At 37.4% G+C, this 25443-nt stretch carries 12 protein-coding genes; all 12 read left to right on the top strand.

The window, feature by feature from the left end:
* The first annotated feature begins 124 nt into the window (after positions 1–124).
* The 12 genes from EM308_RS01450 to EM308_RS01395 all read left to right on the top strand — a co-directional run bounded on the left by EM308_RS01450 (position 125) and on the right by EM308_RS01395 (position 25408).
* Entirely contained in the window at positions 125–2455 is a 2331-nt protein-coding gene (locus EM308_RS01450; protein ID WP_035638870.1) for a DUF5703 domain-containing protein, read from the top strand.
* An 11-nt stretch (positions 2456–2466) separates the two neighbouring features.
* Positions 2467–4920: a pectate lyase family protein gene (locus tag EM308_RS01445; protein ID WP_051877845.1), complete on the top strand. Its 2454-nt coding sequence runs from the start codon at positions 2467–2469 to the stop codon at positions 4918–4920.
* Positions 4921–5057: 137 nt separating this feature from the next.
* A complete protein-coding gene (locus EM308_RS01440) occupies positions 5058–7082 on the top strand; it encodes an aceric acid hydrolase (protein ID WP_051877846.1) in 2025 nt (674 codons plus the stop codon).
* A gap of 86 nt (positions 7083–7168) precedes the next feature.
* Complete coding sequence (locus EM308_RS01435; protein ID WP_035638886.1) at positions 7169–8161, top strand: pectinesterase family protein; 993 nt, start codon at positions 7169–7171, stop codon at positions 8159–8161.
* 977 nt (positions 8162–9138) lie between these two features.
* On the top strand, positions 9139–12495 hold the full coding sequence (locus EM308_RS01430; protein WP_035637108.1) for a SusC/RagA family TonB-linked outer membrane protein: 3357 nt from the start codon (positions 9139–9141) through the stop codon (positions 12493–12495).
* A 17-nt stretch (positions 12496–12512) separates the two neighbouring features.
* Positions 12513–14483 (top strand): RagB/SusD family nutrient uptake outer membrane protein, encoded by a 1971-nt coding sequence (locus EM308_RS01425; RefSeq protein WP_035637110.1) that lies wholly within the window; start codon positions 12513–12515, stop codon positions 14481–14483.
* A gap of 101 nt (positions 14484–14584) precedes the next feature.
* Positions 14585–16294 carry a pectate lyase family protein gene (locus EM308_RS01420; RefSeq protein ID WP_035637112.1) on the top strand — a complete coding sequence of 570 codons (1710 nt, stop codon included), beginning with the start codon at positions 14585–14587 and terminating at the stop codon, positions 16292–16294.
* A gap of 79 nt (positions 16295–16373) precedes the next feature.
* Complete coding sequence (locus EM308_RS01415; protein WP_231560010.1) at positions 16374–17045, top strand: DUF3826 domain-containing protein; 672 nt, start codon at positions 16374–16376, stop codon at positions 17043–17045.
* A 158-nt stretch (positions 17046–17203) separates the two neighbouring features.
* Positions 17204–18868, top strand: a complete 1665-nt coding sequence (locus EM308_RS01410) for a polysaccharide lyase (RefSeq protein WP_035637114.1) — start codon at positions 17204–17206, stop codon at positions 18866–18868.
* A gap of 254 nt (positions 18869–19122) precedes the next feature.
* Positions 19123–22278 carry a DUF6298 domain-containing protein gene (locus tag EM308_RS01405; protein ID WP_051877776.1) on the top strand — a complete coding sequence of 1052 codons (3156 nt, stop codon included), beginning with the start codon at positions 19123–19125 and terminating at the stop codon, positions 22276–22278.
* 81 nt (positions 22279–22359) lie between these two features.
* Positions 22360–23754, top strand: coding sequence for a glycoside hydrolase family 140 protein (locus EM308_RS01400; RefSeq protein ID WP_035637157.1), 1395 nt, complete (start codon positions 22360–22362; stop codon positions 23752–23754).
* A gap of 79 nt (positions 23755–23833) precedes the next feature.
* Complete coding sequence (locus EM308_RS01395) at positions 23834–25408, top strand: glycoside hydrolase family 28 protein (RefSeq protein ID WP_035637115.1); 1575 nt, start codon at positions 23834–23836, stop codon at positions 25406–25408.
* Positions 25409–25443 lie beyond the last annotated feature (35 nt).

Genomic DNA, 25443 nt, shown 5'->3' with positions numbered 1-25443 from the left:
ATTCCGACGAAGGAGGAATCTCCGTTTACAGCATCGACAAAGATTGGCACTTTTGATTGTGGAGTTACTTGCGGAGATTCCTCCTTCGTCGGAATGACAAACAAGACTAAAAAAATAAATAGAATTGAAATACATAAAATACATATTTTTTCTTCTTTTCACGCTTTTAGCGAAAGCGCAAATTCCTATGCTTGATAATTACAATCAAGTTTGGACTACGCAAAGTGCAAATTCATCCGAATCGATGCCGTTGGGCGGAGGCGATATTGGCTTGAATGTCTGGGTTGAAAAAGGTGATTTGTATTTTTATTTTTCGCGAAGCGGAACTTTTGACGAACACAATACGTTATTGAAATTGGGTCGTGTAAAAGTGGCTTTAAGCCCGAATCCATTTGAAGGGAAAGAAGGTTTTTATCAGGAATTAAAACTGAAAGATGGCTATATTTTGATTGCTCAAAACGATACCAAAATCAAACTCTGGGTGGATGTTTTCAAGCCGATTATCTATTTGGATTTAGACAGTAAAACACCTTTGAAAATGACGGCTTCCTATGAAAGTTGGCGTCATAAAAATAGAGATTCCAAGGGGAAAGCCAATAATGCCAATTCGTATAAATGGGCTCCTCAGGGTGAAATTATAACGTTCAAAGATTCTATTTCATTTGAAAATAATGGCATCAAATTTTACCATAGAAATAGAGAACAAACTGTTTTTGACGTAGTCGTAAAACAACAAAAAATGGAATCGGCAAAAGACCAAATGCTAAATCCGTTGGCAAATTTGACTTTCGGTGGATTGATGACAGGCGATAATTTGAAACCTGATGGAACGTATTTGGGAACTTATCAAAATGCAGATTTCAAGGGCTTTAGTCTGTCGAGTGTGAAACCTTCAAAAAAACAATCTTTACAGCTTTATCTGAATACAAGCCAATTGGATTATACTACTTGGAATAATGGGTTGAAAAATCAGGTTTCGGCAAATAAAAGCACTTCAAAAGAAGCTGAAAAAAACACGATAAAATGGTGGAACAATTTCTGGAATCGCAGTTTTATTTATACGCAAAAAAACAATGCTGAAGCAAAAGATTCGGTGTATCAAATCGGACAGAATTATCAATTGTTTCGGTATATGTTGGGCTGTAATGCATACGGAAAATATCCAACAAAATTCAACGGCGGATTGTTTACGGTAGACCCTGTTTTTACCAATCCGGATTTGAATTTTACACCCGATTTCAGGAATTGGGGAGGAGGAACAATGACAGCTCAAAATCAGCGATTGGTTTATTTTCCGATGGTGAAAAGCGGTGATTTTGACATGATGAAATCACAATTGGATTATTATTTGAGTTTACAGAAAAATGCCGAATTGCGTTCGCAGGTCTATTGGAAACACGGCGGAGCATCGTTTACGGAACAACTGGAAAATTTCGGATTACCGAATCCGGCTGAATACGAATGGAAACGCCCCGCAGATTATGATCCAGGAATGGAATACAACGCTTGGTTGGAATACGAATGGGACACGGTTTTTGAGTTTTGTCAAATGATGTTGCAGCAGAAAGAATATGCTGGGGAAGACATTCAGAAATATAATTCATTTATCATCAGTTGTCTTCGTTTTTTTGATGAGCATTATCAATATTTGGCAAAACAAAGAGGACGAAAAGCGCTGGACGGAAACGGACATTTGATTCTCTATCCGGGCTCTGGGGCAGAAACGTATAAAATGGCGAATAATGGCAACAGCACCATTTCGGCTTTGACCGTAATCACAGAAAAACTTTTAAACCTTTCGTCAGCACAATTGTCTAAGGAAGACTTGGAATATCTGAAAAGCTTTCAGACACGCATCCCGCCTTTGAATTTTAGAAATTTTGAAGGTTTTAAAACATTGGCTCCAGCCAAATCCTGGGAACGCATCAATAATTCCGAATTGCCACAATTGTACCCTGTGTATCCTTGGGGCATTTACGGCATTGGCAAACCCGATTTACAAACCGCTTTGAATACCTGGAAATACGATACGGATGCAATAAAATTCAGAAGTCATATTGGGTGGAAACAAGACAATATTTTTTCGGCTCGATTAGGTTTAACCGATGAGGCAGCGAAATACAATTTGTTGAAAATGGCGAATTCCGACCGAAGATTTCCTGCCTTTTGGGGACCGGGTTTTGATTGGGTTCCCGATCACAATTGGGGTGGTTCCGGAATGATTGGAATGCAGGAAATGCTTTTGCAGGAAGCCAACGGCAAAATTTATCTTTTTCCTTCTTGGCCAAAAGACTGGAATGTACATTTCAAATTGCATGCAAAGCAGAATACCACAGTTGAGGTTGAACTGGTAAACGGCGAAATGAAAATTTTGAAAATAATTCCCGAAGAAAGAAAAAAAGATGTGATTAACCTGCTCGGAAAATCGGAAGCAGAAAAAATAAATTTAAATTAAAATAAAGTAAAATGTTCAAAAAATTAGTTAGTTCCTTTGCCTTGGCAATGCTTTTAGCAACAAATGGGCAGGCGCAGAATGCGGAGAAACAAATTGTAAAAGTTGATTTTGATTTTTTCCAAAGAAGACTGGAAGAAGTGCATGATCCAAGTTATGAATCTTGGGTAGTAAACGAGCAAAAAGAAGCTGAAAAAACATTCAATAATGTGACGTTCAAATTGAAAGGGAACTTCTCTTCCAAATGGAATAAAGTTGGAATGAGTGCTCCGTTTTACAATAAATTGGCAAGCGACGGATTGGTTACATCCGAAAATTTAGAATTAAAAATTAGTGGTTTAAAAGAAGGGAAACACACGCTATTGACCTTTCATAATGCCTTTGATGTGATTACTGGAAAGACTTTTTCCCCTATTAAAATTTATGTAAACGGAAAATTAGCCGAAACCGTAAATGCAAGCCAAAGAGCCAACATAAAAACAGATGCGACAATGGCGTATCTGACTTTCACTGCCGTAAAAGCTCAAGATGTAATTATCCGTTTTGAAATCGACCCGACTACAAATCCCAATATTGTAAAACAAATTGTTATCAATGGTTTTGAGCTGGATACGCCAAACTTAATGAACCAAGCTCGTTCTCCAAAACCTGAAGATCGTAATGAACATATTGTAGCAGTTGATAAAAAAGTAGTTTTGGAATGGGAAGGTTCTAAGGGAGCTGTAGCACATAAATTATATTTTGGTACAGATAAAAATGCTGTAGCAAATGCAACAGAAACTTCGAAGGAATTCAAAACCAAATCAACAGAAACAACATTCTCTGTTTCTGATTTGTATAGCGGTACAACGTACTATTGGAGAGTGGATGAAATTGATGCTAATGGCGAAGTGACTTTAGGAAATGTTTGGTCATTCAAGCCAGCACAATTAGCTTTTCCAGGTGCTGAAGGATATGGAAGATTTGCTGTGGGAGGCCGTGGCGGAAAAGTGGTAGAGGTAACCAACTTAAACGATGATGGTCCAGGAAGTTTGCGTGATGCCATCAACCAAGAAATTGGACCAAAAACCATTGTTTTTAATGTTTCTGGAAATATTCAATTGAAATCGAGATTAGTGGTAAACCAACCTTATATTACAATTGCCGGACAAACCGCTCCGGGAGAAGGAATTACGATTACGAGAGCACCTATAGGATTGACAGGAAATGATGGGATTATCCGCTTTTTGAAAGTTCGCATTGGTGGCGGAACTACTTATGACGGAATGGGATTGACCGGAGCCAATTTTAGTATTATTGACCATTGTTCTATCAGTTGGACAATCGATGAATCGTTCAGTTCAAGAGGATCGCATAACATAACTTTGCAAAATACCTTAATTTCAGAAGCCTTAAACGTGGCTGGTCATGATAAATATGGAACAGGAAAAATGCATGGTTATGCCGCTAGTATTGGTGGTGATGTTGGTAGTTTTCATCACAATTTATTAGCGCATAACGAAGGCCGCAATTGGAGTATTGCCGGAGGTTTAAGCGGTGAAGGATTTTATACCGGAAGATTGGATATTCGAAACAATGTGGTGTACAATTGGGGCGAAAGGGCTACAGATGGTGGTGCTAATGAAGTAAATTTTGTAGGTAATTATTATAAACCTGGTGTTTCAACAACGATTTTCGTAGCATTGAATGCACAACACGAAGGAGTTGGAAAAGGAATGCAACGTTATTATTTTGATGGAAATATAATGCCGGGTTATTTTGATGAAAAAAATCAGGAAAAAGGAAGAAAGATGACCATTACCCATAATGAAATGGTGAATTATCAAACATTTGTAGATAAACCTTTTTTTGAGTCGTATGTGGAAACACAATCAGCGAAAGCGGCTTACAAAAAAGTATTGTCAGACGTGGGTGCAAATCAGCCGTTTTTTGATAAGCATGATAACCGAATCATAGATGAAACCTTAAAAGGAACATTTACTTACAAAGGAAGCAAAAGTGGTTTGGGTGGTATGATTGATAACGAATCCGATCAGGGAGGTTGGCCAAATTTTGCATCGGAAATTCGTTCCGCCAATTGGGATACGGATCATGATGGATTGCCGAATTGGTGGGAAAAAGCTTTTGGTTTAAACGAAAATTCAAAAGCGGGAGATTTCTCGGATGCTAATTTAGATGCTGATAAAGACGGATTTACGCAACTGGATAATTACTTGGATTGGCTGGCACAACCTCATTATTTTGTAAATTTGGGGGACAAAGTTGTTCTGCCTGCTGCAGTTTTTTTCAAAGGATATGAAAAGCAACCAGTTTATACTTTTACCGAATTGAAAAATGGCTCTGTAGTTTTAAAAGGAAAAGATATTCAGTTTACAACCGTTGAAAAAGGATTCTCATCATTTGTAATCACTGTAAAAGATGCTGATGGTGATTCGATGAGCCGTAAGATTAATTTCTTTGTGAAATAAGTAAGATGGCACGCAGACTTCGCAGATTTATGCAGATAATTTTTCAAATGTAGTCTAAAAAAAATCTGCGTAAATCTGCGAAGTCTGCGTGCTAAAATTTTCATTCAGATTTTAGAATTTTAAAATAAAATAAAAAAATGAAAAAGAACATCATCCTATTTTCAGCCCTATTGTTTTCGACTGTTTTTGTGGCTCAAAACAAAGGTTTGATAGCCAATTTAAATAGTCCTTACTCAAAATTACAGAGTCTGGGTTTGCAGGATGTGCAATGGACAGACGGTTTCTGGAAGGAACAATTTGATGTAGAAACCAAAAATACGTTGCCGTATATGTGGGATTTGTATCATAACGATGAGGTGTCTCACGCTTATGCGAATTTTAAAATTGCAGCGGGCGAAAGCAAAGGAACTTTCAAAGGGCCTTCTTTTCATGATGGTGATTTTTACAAGATTTTTGAAGGAATGGCTGCGACTTACGCGGTTACAAAAGATAAGAAACTAGATGCCGAAATGGATGAGGCGATTGCGCTTTTCGCAAAAGTACAACGCAAAGACGGTTACCTTCATACTCCTGTTTTGATTGATGAACGCTGGGGAACTTTAGGCCCAGAAGAAGTGAAAAAACAATTGGGTTTCGAGAAATACAATATGGGACACTTAATGACTGCTGCCTGCATTCATTATCGTGCAACTGGAAAAACCAATTTTTTGAATATTGCCAAATGTGTTGCTGATTTTTTATATGATTTCTACAAAAAAGCATCTCCAGAATTGGCTCGTAATGCTATTTGCCCATCACATTATATGGGAATTGTCGAAATGTACCGCACGACTAAAAATCCAAAATATCTGGAATTAGCCAATAATTTGATTGATATTAGAGGAACAACCGATGACGGAACTGATGACAATCAAGACAGGATTCCGTTCAGGCAACAAACCACTGCAATGGGGCATGCTGTAAGGGCGAATTATTTATACGCCGGTGTAGCCGATTTATATGCAGAAACTGGAGAGAAAAAGTTGTTGGATAATCTGGAATCCATTTGGGATGATGTAACGTACACAAAAATGTATATCACGGGAGCCTGTGGCGCTTTGTATGATGGTGTTTCGCCAGATGGAACTTCCTACGATCCTACGGTTGTTCAAAAAATTCATCAGGCATATGGAAGACCTTTTCAACTGCCAAACGCTACAGCCCATACCGAAACGTGTGCCAATATTGGGAATGTTTTGTGGAATTGGCGAATGCTGCAAATTACCGGCGATGCCAAATATGCCGATATTGTTGAGTTGGCATTGTATAATAGTGTTTTGTCTGGGGTAAGTTTGGAGGGTACGGAATTCTTTTATAACAATCCGCTGAATGTTTCCAAGGATTTACCGTTTAAACAAAGATGGAGTAAGGAACGCGAAGGGTATATTGCTTTGTCCAACTGTTGTGCGCCAAACGTAACAAGAACTGTTGCCGAGGTGAGTAATTATGCATATAGTTTTTCAAAAGAAGGATTGTATGTCAATTTATACGGCAGTAATAATTTGAATTCAACTACACTTTCGGGAGAGAAAATCGTAATAGAACAGCAAACCAATTATCCTTGGTATGGGAAAGTTATTTTGAAAATTGTCAAAGCTCCAAAGAAAGATTTTGCTTTTTTCCTTCGAATTCCGGGTTGGAGCCAAGGAATAACAGTTTTTGTTAATTCAAATGGGGTTACAGAGAAAATCATTTCGGGTACTTATTTGAAACTAACTCAAAAATGGAAAAAAGGTGATGTTATCGAATTGAATATTCCAATGCCAATAGAATTGATGGAAGCCAATCCATTGGTGGAAGAAACTAAAAATCAGGTTGCCGTAAAAAGAGGCCCGATAGTGTATTGTTTAGAATCCAATCAACTTCCGGAAAACACCAGCATAAATGATGTTCTTTTGAATATTACTACCACTTTTAGTACCGATTTTATAAAAATTAATAATAGAAATATCCTTAGTATTAATGCCAGTTCATCAATTTTTGATAAAAACTATTGGAACAAAAAACTCTATATGCCTTTGTCCTCAAAACAAGGGGGGCAGGAATATGACATAAAGTTAATTCCTTATTTTGCATGGGGAAATCAAGGCAAAGGAGAAATGTCTGTTTGGTTATCCCATTAAATTGCTAGTTTAGTATATAAGTCATATAAGCCGTGTTTGCCAGGTATAACCATCTTATATGACTTTCAATGTTTAAAATAAACCCTATGAAATACATTCTTATTTTATTGCTAGCTGTTAGTCCTTTAATAGTATCGGCACAAACAATAGACAATCGATTTGAATTGACCGTTGCCCAAGACGGTTCGGGCGATTTTAAAACCATACAGGAAGCTATCAATACGGTGAGAGATCATGCCGAAATTAGGGTAATAATCAGTATTAAACCAGGGGTTTATAATGAAAAGGTGGTTATTCCTTCTTTTAAAAGAAATATCACTTTAAAAGGTTTGGACAAAGAAAAAACGATAATTTCATACGATGATTATTCAGGAAAGCCATTCCGTGGAATTGATGTGACAGGAAACCCAAAGTTCAGCACCTATACTTCCTATACCTTATTGGTTCAGGGAAATGACTGTTTGATAGAAAACCTAATTATAGAGAATACAGCCGGTAGAGTTGGACAGGCAGTGGCTTTGCACACCGAAGGAGACAGAGTAGCTGTGAAAAACTGCTCTATTTTGGGCAATCAGGATACCTTGTATTTGGCCAAAGGAGGAACTCGTAACTATTTTGAAAACTGTTTTATCAACGGGACAGTTGATTTTATTTTTGGGGCAGCTACAGCCTATTTTTACAATTGTACTATCGAAAGCCTTAGTAATGCTTATGTTACGGCTGCATCTACCACAAAGGAAGATTTATATGGTTTTGTATTTGTAGATTGCAAATTGACTGCAAAAGACAAAACAGTTGATAAAGTTTTTCTGGGACGTCCTTGGCGGCCTTATGCAAAAACGGTTATCATCAATACAGAAATGGGTACGCATATTGTTCCCGAAGGTTGGAATCCGTGGGCTGGGGACAAAAATTTTCCTGACAAAGAAAAAACAGTCTATTATGCCGAATACAGCAGTAAAGGTGAAGGGGCGAAAGATTTATCCAAAAGAGCTGTTTGGTCACATCAATTAAAAAAATCCGAACGCAATAAATACAATCTTGATAAGGTGTTAAGCGGTTGGAATCCTTCATTATAAATTCGAAAAAATCTAAATGTTTTAAACTTAAAGCAATTATTTTATTTCAAATTTAAAAGGAACAAACCCCGGATTGCTCAAAAAGCGGCTAAGAGGGGTTTTCTTTTTTTGGATAAGCTTTTGAAAAGATAGTTAATCCGAATTGAATGGTTTTGTTCGGAATGGCCATTTATCATAGAATCCGCTATAGGATTTAAAGAATTTTTAATAACTAAAAAGAAAAAATTCGTGATAATTAGTATAATTCATAATTAATACGTGAATTGAGTTTGTACAGCTTATTAATTCTACAAAACTCCCTTTTTCCTAAATTTACCCATTCTTTTCTGGTTAAAATTAGAAAAAAATCTTTTTCAAAAATTTAAATTTAACAGTCTAATTCTTGATAATTTCTTTATTATTCTTATTATAAAAGCACATGTTCTGTTTTTTAGTGTTTTAAGTGCTTGATTTTTAATAATTTTTATGATAAATTTACTTTGCAGGTATTGATAAGAATTGTGATTTAAAGGTTTTTTTGTATCAAAAAAGATAGTTTTTTTAATTTTTTTTTAACAGGACAAAAAAAATAGAAATAAGGTCTTTTTAATTTTTTTTTCAATTTGTTTATCAAGATAATTTTTTCAGACAGGATCTTTATGTAGGGCTTTTTATTGATTAACCGTGCTTATATAAAGAGTTTTTTAATCTGTTATTTTTTTGAACTATCCTTTTTATTTTTTTGTTTTTTGTATTTAATGTTTCTGTTTTTTAGGAATACCATTTTTTATTTTAATTTTTTTTTAAGATTTGTTTTTTAAAACAGGATAGTACAGGACGGTTGCCAATTGTTATCATCATAATTTTGGCATAAATGTATTTTTAACATTTAATATTTAAAATTGAATTTTGGTGATAGTCAAATTTTATTTTTGTTAAAAACCAAAAAGTATTTTTTAAAGCTAACTAATTTATAACCTAATTAAAATCAAACATTTATGAAACAAGCATTTATCAAGAGATGTAGTTTTCTTTTGTTTACGCTGATGAGTATGGTAATTTATGCTCAAAAAAGCGGTCAAGTAACTATTACAGGTATCGTTACGGATAATACCGGGATACCAGTGTCTGGAGCGAATGTAACAGAGAAGTCGACTAAAAATTCTGCTGTTACAGATTTCTCTGGTCACTATAAAATTAAAGTGAACCCTGGAGCAACATTGGTTTATTCATTTATAGGGATGAAAAAAATGGAAATTCCGGTGGGAGGACGTTCTGCAATTGATGTAAAAATGCAGGATGACTCAAATCAATTAGAGAATGTAGTAGTAGTAGGGTACGGTACTCAGAAAAAGAGAAACTTAACTGGTGCCATCGAAACTATTAAGACGCAAGACATTCAGGATTTACCATCTACAAACTTATCAGAGTCTTTAAAAGGTTTGGTACCAGGTTTATCAGTAACGGGTAACACGACCCGTCCTGGATCTGCTGCCTCTATACAAATTCGTCAAACTTTTGGATTTTCCAAAGACGGTTCTACTACCAATCCACTGGTAGTGATCGATGATATGGTGCAGATTGATCCATCCAATGGACAACCTACTATGGATTCTTTTAATAGATTGGACCCTTCTGAGATTGAAAGCATCACAGTGCTTAAGGATGCATCTGCTGCTATCTATGGATCACGTGCTTCTCAAGGAGCCATCGTGGTGAAAACCAAAAGAGGGAAAGCTGGAAAAACCAAGTTTAGCTACAATAGCCAGTTTACTGTAAATGATGCGGTAAGTCATTCTAAAGTAATGAATGCCTATGAGCATGGGATTTTCAACAACCGTTTCTTGGTGAATCAAACGCCCACCATCTCACAAGCGAGTTTGTTTTCTACATCGGAGTTGGAAGAAATGAAAACTTTGGATTACAACTGGTTGGAAGAATCTTGGAAAGCGGCCATTCAACAAAAACACTCTTTGAATATCACTGGAGGATCTGAGGATATTACCTATTTTGCAGGTGCTACTTATCTTACACAAGGTGCGAATTTAGGAAATCAAGATTACAACAAATGGAACATCCGTCTAGGTGTCAATGCTAAAATTGCTAAAGGATTGGATTTCTCGGCTTCGATTTCTAGTAACTCAGGACAAATTGAAAAATCCTTTACCAAAGCTTCCGCCAACCTCAATGATAGTAGTTTTGGAAACCTTACCAAAGGAAGTGGGGAACAAGCGGATTACGGATACTTACTTCACATGCCACAGTACGTGCCATGGGAAACTACCGTTGGAGGAAAACAATATTATATGTCTCCTTTCCCACGTACAGACCGTAATTTAGGAAGTGCTAATACCAATGCAAACATCGCTGGATGGAACTACTTTGCTACCTTGAACAATGGTTCCAAACAAGTAAGTGATGATTTTGCATACAATATCAACACCTCTTTGACTTATAAGATTGCCGCTGTAAAAGGATTGTCCGTAAAAGGATCCTTTTCAAGAAACCAATTCTCTTCTTATACTGAACAAATCGCTTTGCCTTATGATTTGGCTCGTATTACGAACTATAACAGCCAAGACTCGCACTTGGCTTCTGAGGCAACCGATTCAGAATATATAATTGATACCAACAAAACCGGTGCAAGGGTATATTACACCAATAGTGATAATAAAAGTACACAAGTCAATGGCTTTGTTAACTACGACAGAACTTTTGGAAACCATGAAATCGGTGCCATGTTAGGGATGGAGGCTTCTGAGTCTTACTCTACAGGAACACGTTTGGCGTATGAAGATACACCAAAGGATTACGCAGGAGATTATAGAACTGCCGGTACCTTGACTACCAATTCAACGGCTACTAAAGTAGAGTCTGGAGCACTTTCTTACTTAGGGCGTTTTAACTATGCCTACGATGGAAAATACTTGGCACAATTCTTATTTCGTTCTGATGCTTCAACCAAGTTTGCACCAGACAACTACTGGGGCTTCTTCCCATCATTACAATTAGGATGGATCATGAGTAAAGAAGAGTGGTTCCAAAATAGTCTTCCATGGGTAGATTTCTTTAAAATCCGTTATTCTATTGGTAAAACTGGTAAGGACAACGTACAATATTGGAGATGGGGTCAGTACTATGACGTAATCAATGACAAAGGATATACCTTCGGATCTGGAGGAGGAACTCTAGGTAGTGGTGTAACTCCAAGAGTATCTCCTAATCCAGACTTAAGATGGGATTCAACCTTGAAAAACAACGTGGGTATTGACCTTAATGTTTTGTCAAACAGATTGACCTTGGGTTTTGATTACTATTATGACAAAACAACTGATATGTTGACTGATATGTCTTCTACAGCAGGAGTACCTGTATCTGTAGGAGGAGGATTTGCAGAGGTAAACTATTCGGATGTAGATGCTTGGGGAACGGAGGTTTCACTAGCTTGGAGTGATAAAATCCACGGAAAATTCTCTTATAATATTGGAATGAACTTCTCTTATGCTAATAACGAGGTTAAAAAATATCCAGAGCAAGCCATAGATTATCCATCGGTGATGACTACCACCACTAGAATGGGAAGCTCTATCGGATTTGGACCCGTTTGGGGATTCAGAACTTGGAAAGGAACTTCAACAGGAGATGGTATCTTACGTACCGATGCGGATGTGGATGCTTACTGGAACTACTTAACACAAAATGCAAACGCAGTGGGTGGTCAACCTGAATATTTGGGAATCACTGATAAAACCAAAATGCCAAAAGGAACGTTGGCTTATGAAGATGTGGCCGGTCAGTTGAATGCAACTGATGGTACGATGGCGGGAGCTGATGGAAAGGTAATTGACAAAAACGATTATGTGAAATTGGCCAATAGCTCTAGAGTTTGGGGTATTTCTACAAATTTAGGGTTTAAATACGAAGGATTCTCTTTTAGAACTCAAATCGCAACCTCATGGGGAGGAGCTCGTTTTGTAGATGTAGTTGGACAAGGAACTGCTTCAGCACACAATATGTGGGCACACGAAAGTTTCTGGACTGATATGTACGGAGCAGACAACCTTATGGGTAAATATCCTAACCTAGCACAACAATCGTATATCAAAACCAATTCTGATTTTTGGCAACTCGACACGTTCCGTTGTTTTGTTAGAAACTTGACTATTGCGTATGATTTACCAAAACAAATATTTGCAAACTCTAAAGTCAATGGATTGTCTTTAGGGCTTACAGGTACCAACCTTTGGGATATTTACAATCCTTATCCAGATAAGTATCGCAATATGTATGACACTTCTTATGAGAACTACCCAACTCTTAGATCTTGGACGATTAACTTAAACATTTCATTCTAATTAAATTCGAAGGAAAAATGAAAACAAAATTGAAATCATATATCGCTATAGGAATGCTTGCCTTGCTAAGTGGAGCTTGTACTGAGAATATTTTGGAGGACAAAAAACCTTACGGGATCCTAGAAGATTCGTTCTTTCAAAGTTCCCAGCGTGTGGAATCATACATTAACAATATGTATTATGATTATTTCACTGCACAAAAATCGCCAACTGCGTATTTGATTGGTTCGTATTCGGATACGTACACCAAATCCACAGAGGAATTAGGAGGGGTACAGGATTTAACCAATCCAAACAAAAACCTTTTTACCTCAGACAATGGGAATGGATATTATGGAAACAAGCCTTCTACAAGTATCACCAATAATCCCTACACCAGAATTAGAGAGTGTAATGAGATCTTGGAAAACATCGATGTGAAAGGGGCTGTTTTGGATAAAACCTTCCGCGATCAAATCAAAGGACAAGTATACTATTTAAGAGCTGTTCAATATTTTGATTTGATGCGTGTATACGGTGGGGTTCCCATTGTATTGACCGTGCAAGATGCAGATTGGGATAATCCAGATATCAAGCTTCCAAGAGCTAAGACGTCTGAAGTAGTAGCGCAAATTGTAAAAGATTTGGACTTGGCAGCCAGCCTTTTACCTTCGAATTGGCCATCGGCTTGGGGACGTTTTACAAAAGGGGCAGCTTTGGCACAAAAATTGCGTGTACTTTTAACGTATGCTAGTCCTTTGTTTAACAAAAACTGGGATTCGTCTACTGAGCGTTGGAATGCAGCTTTGCAAGCTGGATTGGCAGCAGAGAGCGAATTGACCTCTGCAGGATACGGATTGTATGGTTCTAATGCTAAAGATTGGTCTTTGATGTATTCAGCCAATGACAATAAATTTTGTAAAGAAGCTATTGTAGTGAATATGATGTCCAATGCTACAATCGGTAACTTTATGAGTAATGGTTGGGAAAAAGGAATTCGTCCGGCGAGTCAAGGAGGCGCAAGCGCTTTGGAAGCACCAAAAGAAATGATCGATTTGTTTCCAATGGCCAATGGGACTAGACCTACAACGGCTAATGGATATAATGATTTTACGTTCTTCATAAATAGGGATCCAAGGTTTTATAGAACTTTTGCTTTCTCAGGTATGAGATGGCCTTACAAAGAAAATCTAAATCCAGTAGTTTGGGCTTACCGTTGGGTGGACAATGCCAACAAGAAGTATTTTGCTGATAACAACCAGGAAACATCTACTGCTTTTGTTAGAAAGTTTACAGACATCAACGCAACCAACTCTAGTAGCTACCAATTCTCTGGTACTGATATTTATGAATATCGTTATGCAGAGTTATTGCTAAGCATTGCGGAGTGTTATGCGGCGCTAGGACAAACTTCCAATACCATTGCGTATATCGGAAAAGTAAGAGCTCGTGTGGGAATTCCATCGGCCAATAATTACGGTCTTGGAACCTTGGCTGATAAGTATGCCGCCATTGAGGCTTGTTTGTACGAGCGTCGTGTAGAGTTGGCTTATGAAGCAAAACGTTATTGGGATGTTCAAAGATGGAGATTGTATTCGGATGAAGCTACTGCAGGGATTATCACTTCAAACAGCTGTTCAAAATTGGGCTTGACCCCAATTAATGGAACCCAACGTACAGGTAACCATATGGAATACCGTGTAAAAACCACAGGTTCTGCTGACCCGTTAGCAACTGCTCGTCAGGGGGTATATGCGGATCCAGATGATGCGAATTTCACAGCGGAACTTGCAACATTGGCTACGTTTTATACAACAAATTTTGTTCGTACAAACCCAGACACGCCTATGGATAACGTTAGTGGACAAGCAGTTAAAATTTTGTATAGACCAAATTATTATATTCAAGGATTACAGACATCTGTCTTGAATCAAAATACCTGGATTCCTCAAACTATTGGGTGGAATGATCCTAGCGGAGGAGCTGGAACTTTCAACTATCAAGAATAAATTTTAATAGTATTTGATTTTTTAAATCACAAAAGAAATCACCTGTATTTACCAAAATACAGGTGATTTAGTTATAACAATCACTGTAACAAAAAATTAACATGAAAAATGCCATCTTGCCTGTATTAGCACTTGTGCTGTTAGGGAATGCAAAGTGCTTTGCTCAATACCCAAAAATTAGTCCAGAAGTTCAGGCGCAACAGGACGCAATTATTAAAGAAGCCAACAAACTTTCTGACCAAGCCTGGGAAAAAGCGCTTTTAGTTATAGAAGAACAAGCCAAACAAGGAAAACCATTTATTCCATGGGCCTCTAGACCAGATGATTTACCTCAGGCAAAAATTCCTGCTTTCCCAGGAGCCGAAGGAGGAGGAATGTACAGTTTTGGTGGTCGTGGTGGTAAAGTATATACAGTAACAAGTCTGGAAGACAGAGGGCCTGGAACTTTACGTGAAGCTCTTGAACAAGGTGGTGCCAGAATTATTGTTTTCAATGTTGCTGGGATAATCAAGTTAAAAAGCCCACTAATCGTGCGTGCACCTTATGTAACTATTGCCGGGCAAACAGCACCTGGAGACGGAATTTGCGTTGCGGGTGAAACCATCTGGATCGACACACATGATGTGGTTATTCGTCACATGCGTTTTCGTAGAGGAGAAACATTTGTTGGGCGTCGCGATGATGCAATTGGCGGAAACCCTGTAGGAAATATTATTATCGACCACGTTTCGGCTACATGGGGATTAGACGAAAACATGTCTTTTTACAGACATATGTATAACGATGGGACCGGAAAGCCTGAAAGTAAATTTCCTACCGTAAATGTTACCATTCAAAACAGTTTATTTGCCGAAGGACTGGATACTTACAATCATGCTTTTGGTAGTACTCTTGGTGGAGAAAATTGTTCTTTTTTAAGAAATATGTGGTCTTCAAACACGGGTAGAAATCCTTCTATTGGTTGGAATGGTGTTTTCAATTTTGTTAACAATGTGGTATTTAACTGGGTAAACCGCTCAATCGATGGTGGAGATTATACTGCCAAATACAACATCATTAATAATTATTTCAAACCAGGTCCGGCAACAAACCTTAACGAGCCTATCAGTTACCGAATCCTAAAACCAGAATCAGGCCGTAGTAAATTGTCTTATATGGTTTTTGGTAGAGCTTACGTAAATGGAAATGTTGTTGAAGGTAATGCCAAAGTATCTAAAGATAACTGGGACGGTGGTGTGCAAATGGAAAACAAAAAAGGAGAGCAAATGAGTTTTGAAGAAGCTTCAACTTATTTCCCTAAAATGAGAGTAAATGATCCAATGCCAATGCCTTGGTTTGACAAAGTTATGACTGCTGAGGAAACGTATGCGTATGTTACAAAAAATGCAGGGGCAACTTTCCCAATAAGAGACAAAGTTGACACTAGAATTGTGAGAGTTGTTCAGACAGGAAAACCAGAATACAACAAAGCAATTGAAGGAAAAACATTCTATCAATTTGAACACCGTCGTCTACCGATGGATTCGTATAAGCTTGGTATCATTACTGATATTTCACAAGTTGGCGGATATCCAGAATACAAAGGTAAACCGTATGTTGATACAGACAAAGACGGTATTCCAGATGTTTGGGAGAAAAAATATGGTTTGAATCCAAAAGATCCTTCCGATGCTCAAGGAGATTTAAACGGAGATGGTTATTCTAATATCGAAGACTACATCAACGGTGTAAACCCTGCCATAAAAGTTGATTGGAAAGATTTAGCCAATAACAAAGAAACATTGGTTAGACCTTTATTAGACTTAAACTAAAAAAGTAATTTTTGGAAACATTCTTGTTGCACGGTTTTTGTTATGGGATGAGAATGTTTTCAAATACTAAAAAATAAAGATGATGTCAATAAAAAAATTAAGTGTATTGTTTTTGCTTTTTGCTTTTTGCACGATTAGCGCACAACAATATAAGAATCCTGAATATATTAAAGTGACCAATGAAAGAGCAGCAAAAATTGTTGCCAAATTAGAATTGGCAAATCCAGCAAAAGAAAAAGCGGTTACTGATGTAATCGCACAGCAATTTCGTGATTTGAGCAAAATTCAGGATGAAAGAGATGCCGAAATTAAAAAAGTAAAAGAAGACAGCTCTTTATCCAAAGAAAAGCAAAATGAGAAAATTGATAAGCAGAAAGAAGATGCTACCAAGTCAATTGACAAATTGCACGCCTCCTATTTGAAAAAATTAGGCAAACACTTAAATGAAGATAAAATTACTGGCGTAAAAGACGGGATGACTTACGGAGTTCTTCCAATTACAGTTACTGCTTATAACGATATGATACCAACTTTGACTAAGGAGGAAAAAGAATTTATCTACAATGCATTGGTTGAAGCTCGCGAACATGCAATGGATGGAGGTTCTTCTGATGAAAAACATGCCTGGTTTGGTAAATACAAAGGAAGAATCAACAATTATTTGTCTAAACGTGGATATGATTTAAACAAAGAACGTGAGGGCTGGAATAAACGTATCGAAGAACGCAAAAAAGCTGAAGCCGCTAAGTAGTTTATAGTACCTAGTCCTTAGTCACTTGCTTTTTAGATAAAAATAATAAATCTTAATAACTAAGGACTAATTACTAAGAACTAACCACTAATCATTAATTTCAAATAAAAAAATCAATGCTCACTATTTTTCAGAATAACATTAAGAATAGGTTTTTTATGGCAGTTGCTCTTTGCCTCTCTTTTTCTTCGGTATTTGCACAATATCCGGAAATCCCAAAAGAAGTTCAGGCTAAAGCAGACACTATTTTAGCCAGAGAAGAAAAACGTTTGAAAGATATATGGACAAAAAATGCAGACATCCTAAAGGAAGAAGCAAAACACGGCAGACCTTATTTACCTTGGGCTTCCTATCCTAAAGATTTTGTACCTGCCGATATTCCTGCCTTTCCGGGAGCTGAAGGTGGCGGTGCTTTTACACAAGGTGGAAGAGGTGGAAAAATATTCGTAGTGACCAGTTTGGAAGATAGCGGGAAAGGAACTTTTCGTGAAGCTTGTGAAGCTGTTGGCGCCAGAACAATTGTATTTAATGTTTCAGGAGTTATTCGATTAAAAAACCGTATCAGTATGCGTGCACCTTACATAACGATTGCAGGGCAAACTGCTCCGGGTGACGGAATTTGCATCGCCGGAGAAACGCTGGAAATCGATACGCACGATGTTATTATCAGACATATGCGTTTCCGCAGAGGTGCAACCGATGTAGCCCGTAGAGACGATGCATTGGGCGGAAACCCAATTGGGAATATTATCATCGATCACTGTTCGGTGAGTTGGGGATTGGATGAAAATATTTCTATTTACAGACACCAATTTAGAGCCAATGAAAAATCAACTTTGGATAAATTACCAGCGGTAAATATTACGATTCAAAATACAATTTCTTCTGAAGGTTTGGATACTTATAACCATGCTTTTGGTAGTACAATTGGAGGGTTAAACAGTACTTTTATGAGAAATTTATGGGCTGATAATATTTCTAGAAATTGTTCTATCGGAATGTATGGCGACTTCAATTTTGTAAATAACGTGGTATTCAACTGGTGGAACCGTTCTTTGGATGGAGGCGATTATCGCTCGTTGTTTAATATCATCAATAATTATTTTAAACCGGGGCCAATTACTCCAAAAAATGAACCAATTCGTTACAGAATCCTGAAACCAGAATCGGGTTATATGAAACCAAAAACTTTCGGAAGAGCGTATATTTCTGGAAACTATATTGTAGATGCTCCCGAAGTTACAGCTGATAACTGGAATGGTGGTGTACAATTGGAAGACCTTTCATTGGAACAATCCAAAGAATATTTAGAATTAATCAAACAGCCAAAACCTTTTTTAATGCCGGATATTACCATTATGAAGGCTGAAGAAGCTTATGAGTTTGTATTGAATAATGTTGGGGCAAATATTCCAAAAAGAGACGCGGTTGACGAACGCATTGTCAAACAAGTTCGCACCGGAAAAATTGAAGTCAAAGACGGATTGGAAAATTCAATTGGTAAAGAATATATCAAAAGAAGATTGCCTGCAGATTCGTATAAAAAAGGAATTATAACACATCCTGATCAAGTGGGCGGTTATCCTGATTATAAAGGAAAAGCCTATAAAGATACCGATGGTGATGGAATTCCAGATGCTTGGGAAAATAAATATGGTTTGAATCCAAAAGATGCTTCCGATGCCAGTAAAGACTTAAACGGTGACGGTTATACCAATATCGAGAAATATTTTAACGGTATTGATCCAAGCAAAAAAACAGATTGGAAGAAAACTGAAAATAACACGGATACATTGGCACAGTTAAAAGGATTATTGCAGTAAAGAGCAAAGAAGAAAGAGTGTAGACTTGAGTTCTATTATTATTTAAAATCAATTCAATTGATTTTTAGCTCCGTTAGGAGCGTAATGTTTGTAGAAAGCGTAAATGTTGCTGAATTTGAGCTCCATCGGAGCGGTATATGTTTTAGCAATCGAGCTTACATTATAGAAAAAAATGTTTTTTTGGAAAAGTCTATGTTCTTTACTCTTTCTTCTATATTCTAAAAATTCAATGAAAATCTAAAAAGAAAACAGAAGTGAATTTTATCCAATTAAAAAATAGAATAATAAAACAGGATTTACTCGTTTTATCCTGTTTTGTTGTTTTCTTTTGTGCCAATATAAGCGTGGCGCAAAATACATTTCCTGATATTGTAAAAAACAAAGAAGGGAAACTTTCTTTTACGGCTGATAGCCAAGGAAACCAAATTCCTGATTTTTCGTATGCCGGTTATATGGCTTCGGAAAAAACGATTCCAAATTTGGACAATAAAATTTTTGTGCCAAAACAAGAAGAGGATGCTACCCAAAAAATACAAGCTGCAATTGATTATGTAAGTAATCTAAAACCGGACAAATCGGGTTTTAGAGGCGCAGTTCTTTTGGATAAAGGAATTTTCAAAATTAGTGGAACTTTATATATAAAAAAATCGGGTGTGGTTCTTCGCGGAAGCGGAAATACAGAAAACGGAACCGTACTGTTGGGAACCGGAGTAAAGAGAGAATCTGTAATCCGAATTTTGGGTGCGGATGATAAAAAACTTGGCGAGACATTAGAAATAGGAAATTCCTATACGCCGCTAGGCACACAAAAAATTCAATTGAAAAATGCTTCCAAATTAAAACCTTCCGATGAAATTATCATCAGCAAAGCTTTAACCGATAATTGGATTAAAGAATTGAAAATGGATGATTTTGGTGCAGAAACAGCTTGGGTTGGCTGGAAAAAAAATGATTGGGATATAACCTGGAATAGGGTAGTTGCCAAAATCAATGGCAATGAAGTAACATTGAACGCACCATTGACAATGGCTTTGGATGATAAATACGGAACTGCAAAAGTTACTGTATATTCTTGGCCGGGTAGAATTGAACAAATCGGGATTGAAAACATCCTGATGAAATCGACTTATGATACATCAAATCCTAAAGATGAAGAGCACAGATGGCAGGGAATCAGCATCGAAAACACGAAAAATGCTTGGGTAAAACAAGTGAATTTTAAGCATTTTTCAGGTGGTGCAGTTGCTGCATTAAAATCAGCTCAACAAATTACGGTTGAAGATTGTATTGCAACCGAACCAATTTCAGAAATAGGAGGTTTTAGACGACATACTTTTTATACCGAAGGCCAACAAACTTTGTTTCAGCGTTGTTATTCTGAAAATGGTTACCACGATTTTTCGGTAGGCGGATTTGGAACTGCGGGGCCAAATGTTTTTGTGCAATGCGAATCGTTTCAGCCTTTCAATAATAGCGGAGCGATAGGCAGTTGGGCTACAGGAATACTCTTTGAAGTATCGTATGTTGATGGACACGCTTTAAGTTATAACAACAGAGAACAGAACGGCAGAGGTGCAGGTTGGACTGCCGCCAATAGCGTAATCTGGGAAACATCTGCTTCAAAAATTGAATGTTACAGTCCGCCAACAGCTCAAAATTGGGCTTTTGGAACTTGGGGCGGAATTATGGCTGGTGACGGTCACTGGAAAGATGTAAACGGCCACATTAGTCCGCGAAGTTTGTTTTATACGCAGTTGGAAAACAGATTAGGAAAACTACCTGTTGACCCTCATATTTATGATTTAGGTTCGGAACCTTCCTCAAGTCCTTCTGTCGAAGTGGCGCAGCAATTAACTAAGGAGTCAGTTAGCAGAAAGGAAAATTTAGTTGAATGGATTTTAGAAGTTTCTAAATTGAATCCAATTAATACTAATGCTTCGGGACTTAAAAATGCCAATGATTTAAAAATAAATTCGACAGTTGCGGACAACAAATCCAAAGTAATTGTAAAGAACGGTTGGTTGACTTTTGAGGATAAATTAATTGCCGGAGACCGATTGAATGTGCCATGGTGGAGAGGAAGTCTTCGAGACAGCGATATTTCAAAATCTTTGCCGGACGTTACAAGATTTGTTCCCGGCAGAAGAGGTACCGGATTTACAGACAATATCAACGAAGTGGTAGATTATTTGAGTACCAATAATATGGTCGCTTTGGAACATAATTATGGATTGTGGTACGAGCGTCGCATGGATGATCACGAACGCGTTCGCCGTTTTGATGCCGATGTTTGGCCGCCGTTTTACGAACAACCTTTTGCCCGCAGTGGTCAGGATTTGGCTTGGGACCAATTGAGTAAATACGATTTGACAAAATTCAATGACTGGTACTGGGATCGCCTGTCGCGTTTTGCGAATTTGGCGGAAGCCAAAGGACAATTATTGGTCAATCAGCAGTATTTTCAACACAATATTATTGAGGCTGGAGCGCATTGGGCGAGTTCACCTTGGCGTTCAGCCAATAATATAAACAGTACTGGTTTTCCAGAACCACCACCGTATGCAGGAGACAAGCGTATTTTTATGGCAGAACAGTTTTATGATGTTACCAATGCTGCAAGAAAAAAATTGCATCAAGGTTTCATCCGGAAATCATTGGAAAACTTTCAGGAAAACAGCAACGTCATTCAGTTGACGAGTGCCGAATATACAGGACCACTTCATTTTATGCAATTTTGGTTGGATGAAGTTCAAAAATGGAAAAACGAAACGGGCAAAAAAGGAATTATTGGTTTAAGTGCAACCAAAGATGTTCAGGATGCCATTTTGAACGATGCGAACAGAGCCAAAACTGTCGATGCTATTGATATTCGTTATTGGTATTACAAAGAAGACGGTTCGGCGTATGCACCCGAAGGAGGTGTCAATTTGGCGCCACGTCAGCACGCTCGAAAATTGAAAGTAGGTAAAGAAACGGATGGTCAGGTGTATAGAGCAGTTCGTGAATATCGTGAAAAATATCCTGAGAAAGTTATTTTGTATTCTACAGATGGTTCTCCACGTTTTGGATGGGCGGCTTTAATGGCCGGAGCTTCATTACCAAATATTCCTAAAATTGAACTTCCTGCGTTTTATTCGGCTCTCATTGGTATGAATTTTGTAGAGGGGACTTCGTTTTCAGACAATCTTTGGAAAATGGAAAACAAAGGAAATGCCTATCTTTTTTATCTGAAAAACAACCAAGATGTTTCAGTTGATTTGTCAAATTACAAAGGAACTTTCGAAGTGTATGTAATTAATGGAGCTACCGGAAGTGTTGTCAAAAAAGCAACTATCAGCGGAGGAAAGAACGTAACTATTCCTCAAGCTGAAATCAAAGAAAAAGTAGTATTTGTAGTGAAAAAAAAATAACCACAGATTATAACAATCGGTGAGAATCCGTTTAATCCGTAAAATCGGTGGCCATAAATCATAATTCAAAATAAAATGAAAATGAGTATAAAAATTAAATATCTATTAGCACTTAGCATAAGCTTTATATTTATTACACAAAGTGGATTTTCACAATCTGCAAAGTTACCTCAAATAAAAGTTTCAAAAAATCAGCATTATTTTGTTACCGAAGATGGAAAACCTTTTTTCTGGTTGGGTGATACAGGTTGGCTGACATTCGGAAAATTGGACAGAGCTGGAGTCGAAAAGTATTTTGCCGATAGAAAAGCCAAAGGATTCAACGTAGTACAGGTTATGGTTTTGCATAACATAAATGCGGTAAACGTTTATGGAGCCAAAGCTTTAGTAGACGAAGACGTTTCAAAACCAATTACAACTCCTGGAAATAACTTCAATAATAAGGAGGAATACGATTATTGGGATCATGTAGATTTCACTTTGGATGTGGCTCAGAAAAACGGAATTTACCTTGCAATGGTTCCGGTTTGGGGAACCAATGTTTCAAAAGGAGATAAAGTGAATAAAGAACAGGCAATTCAATATGCGAAATTTTTGGCTGACCGATATAAAAACAGAACCAATGTGATTTGGTTAAACGGTGGAGACACACGCGGAAATGAATTTCAGGACATCTGGAATGCTATCGGGAATACTTTAAAAACAAATAATCCGAATCAATTGGTGACGTTCCATCCTTTCGGAAGAACAGATTCTTCGGACGATTATAACAATGCGTCCTGGCTGGATTTCAATATGTTTCAATCTGGTCACAAAAGATACGATCAGGATACAGTGAAAACCGCTTTCAAAGAAGATAATTACAAATTTATCCATAGAGATTGGAATTTAAAACCAACAAAACCTACGCTTGACGGAGAACCTTCTTACGAAGGAATTCCTCACGGTTTGCACGATACTTTGCAACCAAAATGGACAGCAAATGATGTAAGACGCTACGGATATTGGTCGGTTTTTGCAGGAGGAGCAGGTTATACTTATGGAAACAATGCTGTAATGCAAATGTTCAGAAAAGGGGATAAACCTGCTTACGGAAACAAAGAATTATGGACTACAGCAATCAATTCACTCGGAGCTGGACAAATGATTTATATTAAAAAACTGATGTTGGAATTTCCATATTTAGAAAGAGTTCCTGACCAATCATTAGTTGCCAATCAAGGTGAAAAATACGATTATATTGTAGCGACCAAAGGGAAAAATTATGCTTTGATTTATACCTATACTGGAAGAGAAATTGCCGTTAATATGGGCAAAATTGGCGGAACCAAAGTAACCGCGAGTTGGTACAATCCAAGAAACGGTCAAAAAACTAAAATCGGAATTTTTGATAACAAAGGAATAAAGAAATTCAAGCCATCCGGCATAAAAGAAGACGGAAACGACTGGGTATTGATTTTAACGTCGAACAAATAAAAAATCCGAATTAATCCGTTTAATCTGTGAAATCCGTGGCCAAAAAAAGTGTCTTTGTGCCCAAAAAAATAACAGCACTATGAAAATTAAAAACATACTAATCGCTTTCTGTTTTATTATCGGATTGAATACCGCTTTCGCAAATGACGGGTGGTTAAACATTCTAAACGAAGGTGGAAACAACAAAGGAATAAAATGTACCGAAGCGATACAAAAAGCAATAGAAAAAGCTGCTGCAAACGGAGGCGGAACTATTTTTTTTCCCGCTGGTGAATATTTAACGGGAGCTTTAAAATTAAGAAGTAACATTACCATCCATTTAGATTCGGGTGCAATCTTGAAATTTTCGGAGAATTTTGACGATTTTTTACCGTATGTGGAAATGCGTTACGAGGGAATCGTAATGAAAAGTTTTTCACCATTATTCTATGCCAAAGATGCAGAGAATATTACCATTACAGGTAGAGGAATTATCGACGGACAAGGTAAAGCCTGGTGGAATGAAGTGTACCGAATTGAAACTGCAAAAACGCCTATTCCGTTGACAAAATACCAAACTATGTGGGTAGAGCAAAATCCGGGAATTCAATATGAGCCGTATTACAAAAGAACGATTGACAAAAAGTTTTTTAGGCCATCTTTCTTTCAGGCATACAACTGCAAAAATATTTTGATTGAAGGCGTTACGTTCAAAAACTCCCCTTTCTGGACAATAAATCCGGAATTTTGTGATAATGTAACCGTAACCGGAATTTCGATTTTTAATCCCTATTCGCCAAATACAGACGGAATCAATCCTTCGTCCTGTACAAACGTTCATATTTCAAATTGCCATATTAGTGTTGGTGATGATTGTATTACCATCAAATCAGGAAGGGACGCAGATGGGCGCAAATACGGAAAAGCAACCGAGAACGTAACCATTACAAACTGCACGATGTTAAGCGGTCACGGAGGTGTTGTTATCGGAAGCGAAATGTCGGGAGGAATCAAAAAAGTAACTATTTCAAACTGTGTTTTTGATGGAACCGATAGAGGAATCCGAATCAAATCGGCTCGTGGTCGTGGCGGAGTTGTCGAGGATATTCGTGTGGATAATATCGTGATGAAAAACATCAAAGAAGAAGCTATTATTCTTGATTTGTTTTATGATAAAGACAATGCGGCTGAGCCTGTTACGGAGCGTACGCCAATTTTTAGAAATATGCACATCAGCAATGTCACTGGTGGAAATGTAAACAAGGCCGGTTTTGTACGCGGAATTTCCGAAATGCCAATTCAAAACATTACTTTTTCAGACATCAATATGGATGGAAAAGAAGGTTTTACGGTAATCACCGCTTCAGACATCGAGTTTCACGATGTAAAAGTAAACGCATCAATCGGTTCGTCTTTCAAAATCAGTGATTCCAAAAACCTGATTCTGGACAACGTAGGTTCTTCGACGCCAATCAAAGGAGTTCCGGTTATCAAAATCGATAATGCTTCGAATATTATGATCAACAACAATTTTCCATTCAATTCAACGGATGTTTTCCTTGAAGCCGATGGAAAAGAAACCAAAAATATTTTCCTCAAAAATAATGTGTTCAACAACGTAACGACAACCGTTAAAAAAGGAAAAGATCTGGATAAAAAAGCAATTACAGAATAGGACATTGAGCAATCCTGCAAGGTTTCCAAAACATA

Source organism: Flavobacterium gilvum (assembly GCF_001761465.1).
Classification (GTDB): Bacteria; Bacteroidota; Bacteroidia; order Flavobacteriales; family Flavobacteriaceae; genus Flavobacterium; species Flavobacterium gilvum.
The sequence above is the reverse complement of the archived record's forward strand: the minus strand, read 5'-3'. Positions and strand labels throughout refer to the sequence as shown.

Excerpts from the sequence above, each read along its gene's own strand:
- EM308_RS01445 (WP_051877845.1), top strand. The coding sequence starts at position 2,467 with ATGTTCAAAAAATTAGTTAGTTCCTTTGCCTTGGCAATGCTTTTAGCA.
- EM308_RS01440 (WP_051877846.1), top strand. The coding sequence starts at position 5,058 with ATGAAAAAGAACATCATCCTATTTTCAGCCCTATTGTTTTCGACTGTT.
- EM308_RS01435 (WP_035638886.1), top strand. The coding sequence starts at position 7,169 with ATGAAATACATTCTTATTTTATTGCTAGCTGTTAGTCCTTTAATAGTA.
- EM308_RS01430 (WP_035637108.1), top strand. The coding sequence starts at position 9,139 with ATGAAACAAGCATTTATCAAGAGATGTAGTTTTCTTTTGTTTACGCTG.
- EM308_RS01425 (WP_035637110.1), top strand. The coding sequence starts at position 12,513 with ATGAAAACAAAATTGAAATCATATATCGCTATAGGAATGCTTGCCTTG.
- EM308_RS01420 (WP_035637112.1), top strand. The coding sequence starts at position 14,585 with ATGAAAAATGCCATCTTGCCTGTATTAGCACTTGTGCTGTTAGGGAAT.
- EM308_RS01415 (WP_231560010.1), top strand. The coding sequence starts at position 16,374 with ATGATGTCAATAAAAAAATTAAGTGTATTGTTTTTGCTTTTTGCTTTT.
- EM308_RS01410 (WP_035637114.1), top strand. The coding sequence starts at position 17,204 with ATGGCAGTTGCTCTTTGCCTCTCTTTTTCTTCGGTATTTGCACAATAT.
- EM308_RS01400 (WP_035637157.1), top strand. The coding sequence starts at position 22,360 with ATGAGTATAAAAATTAAATATCTATTAGCACTTAGCATAAGCTTTATA.
- EM308_RS01395 (WP_035637115.1), top strand. The coding sequence starts at position 23,834 with ATGAAAATTAAAAACATACTAATCGCTTTCTGTTTTATTATCGGATTG.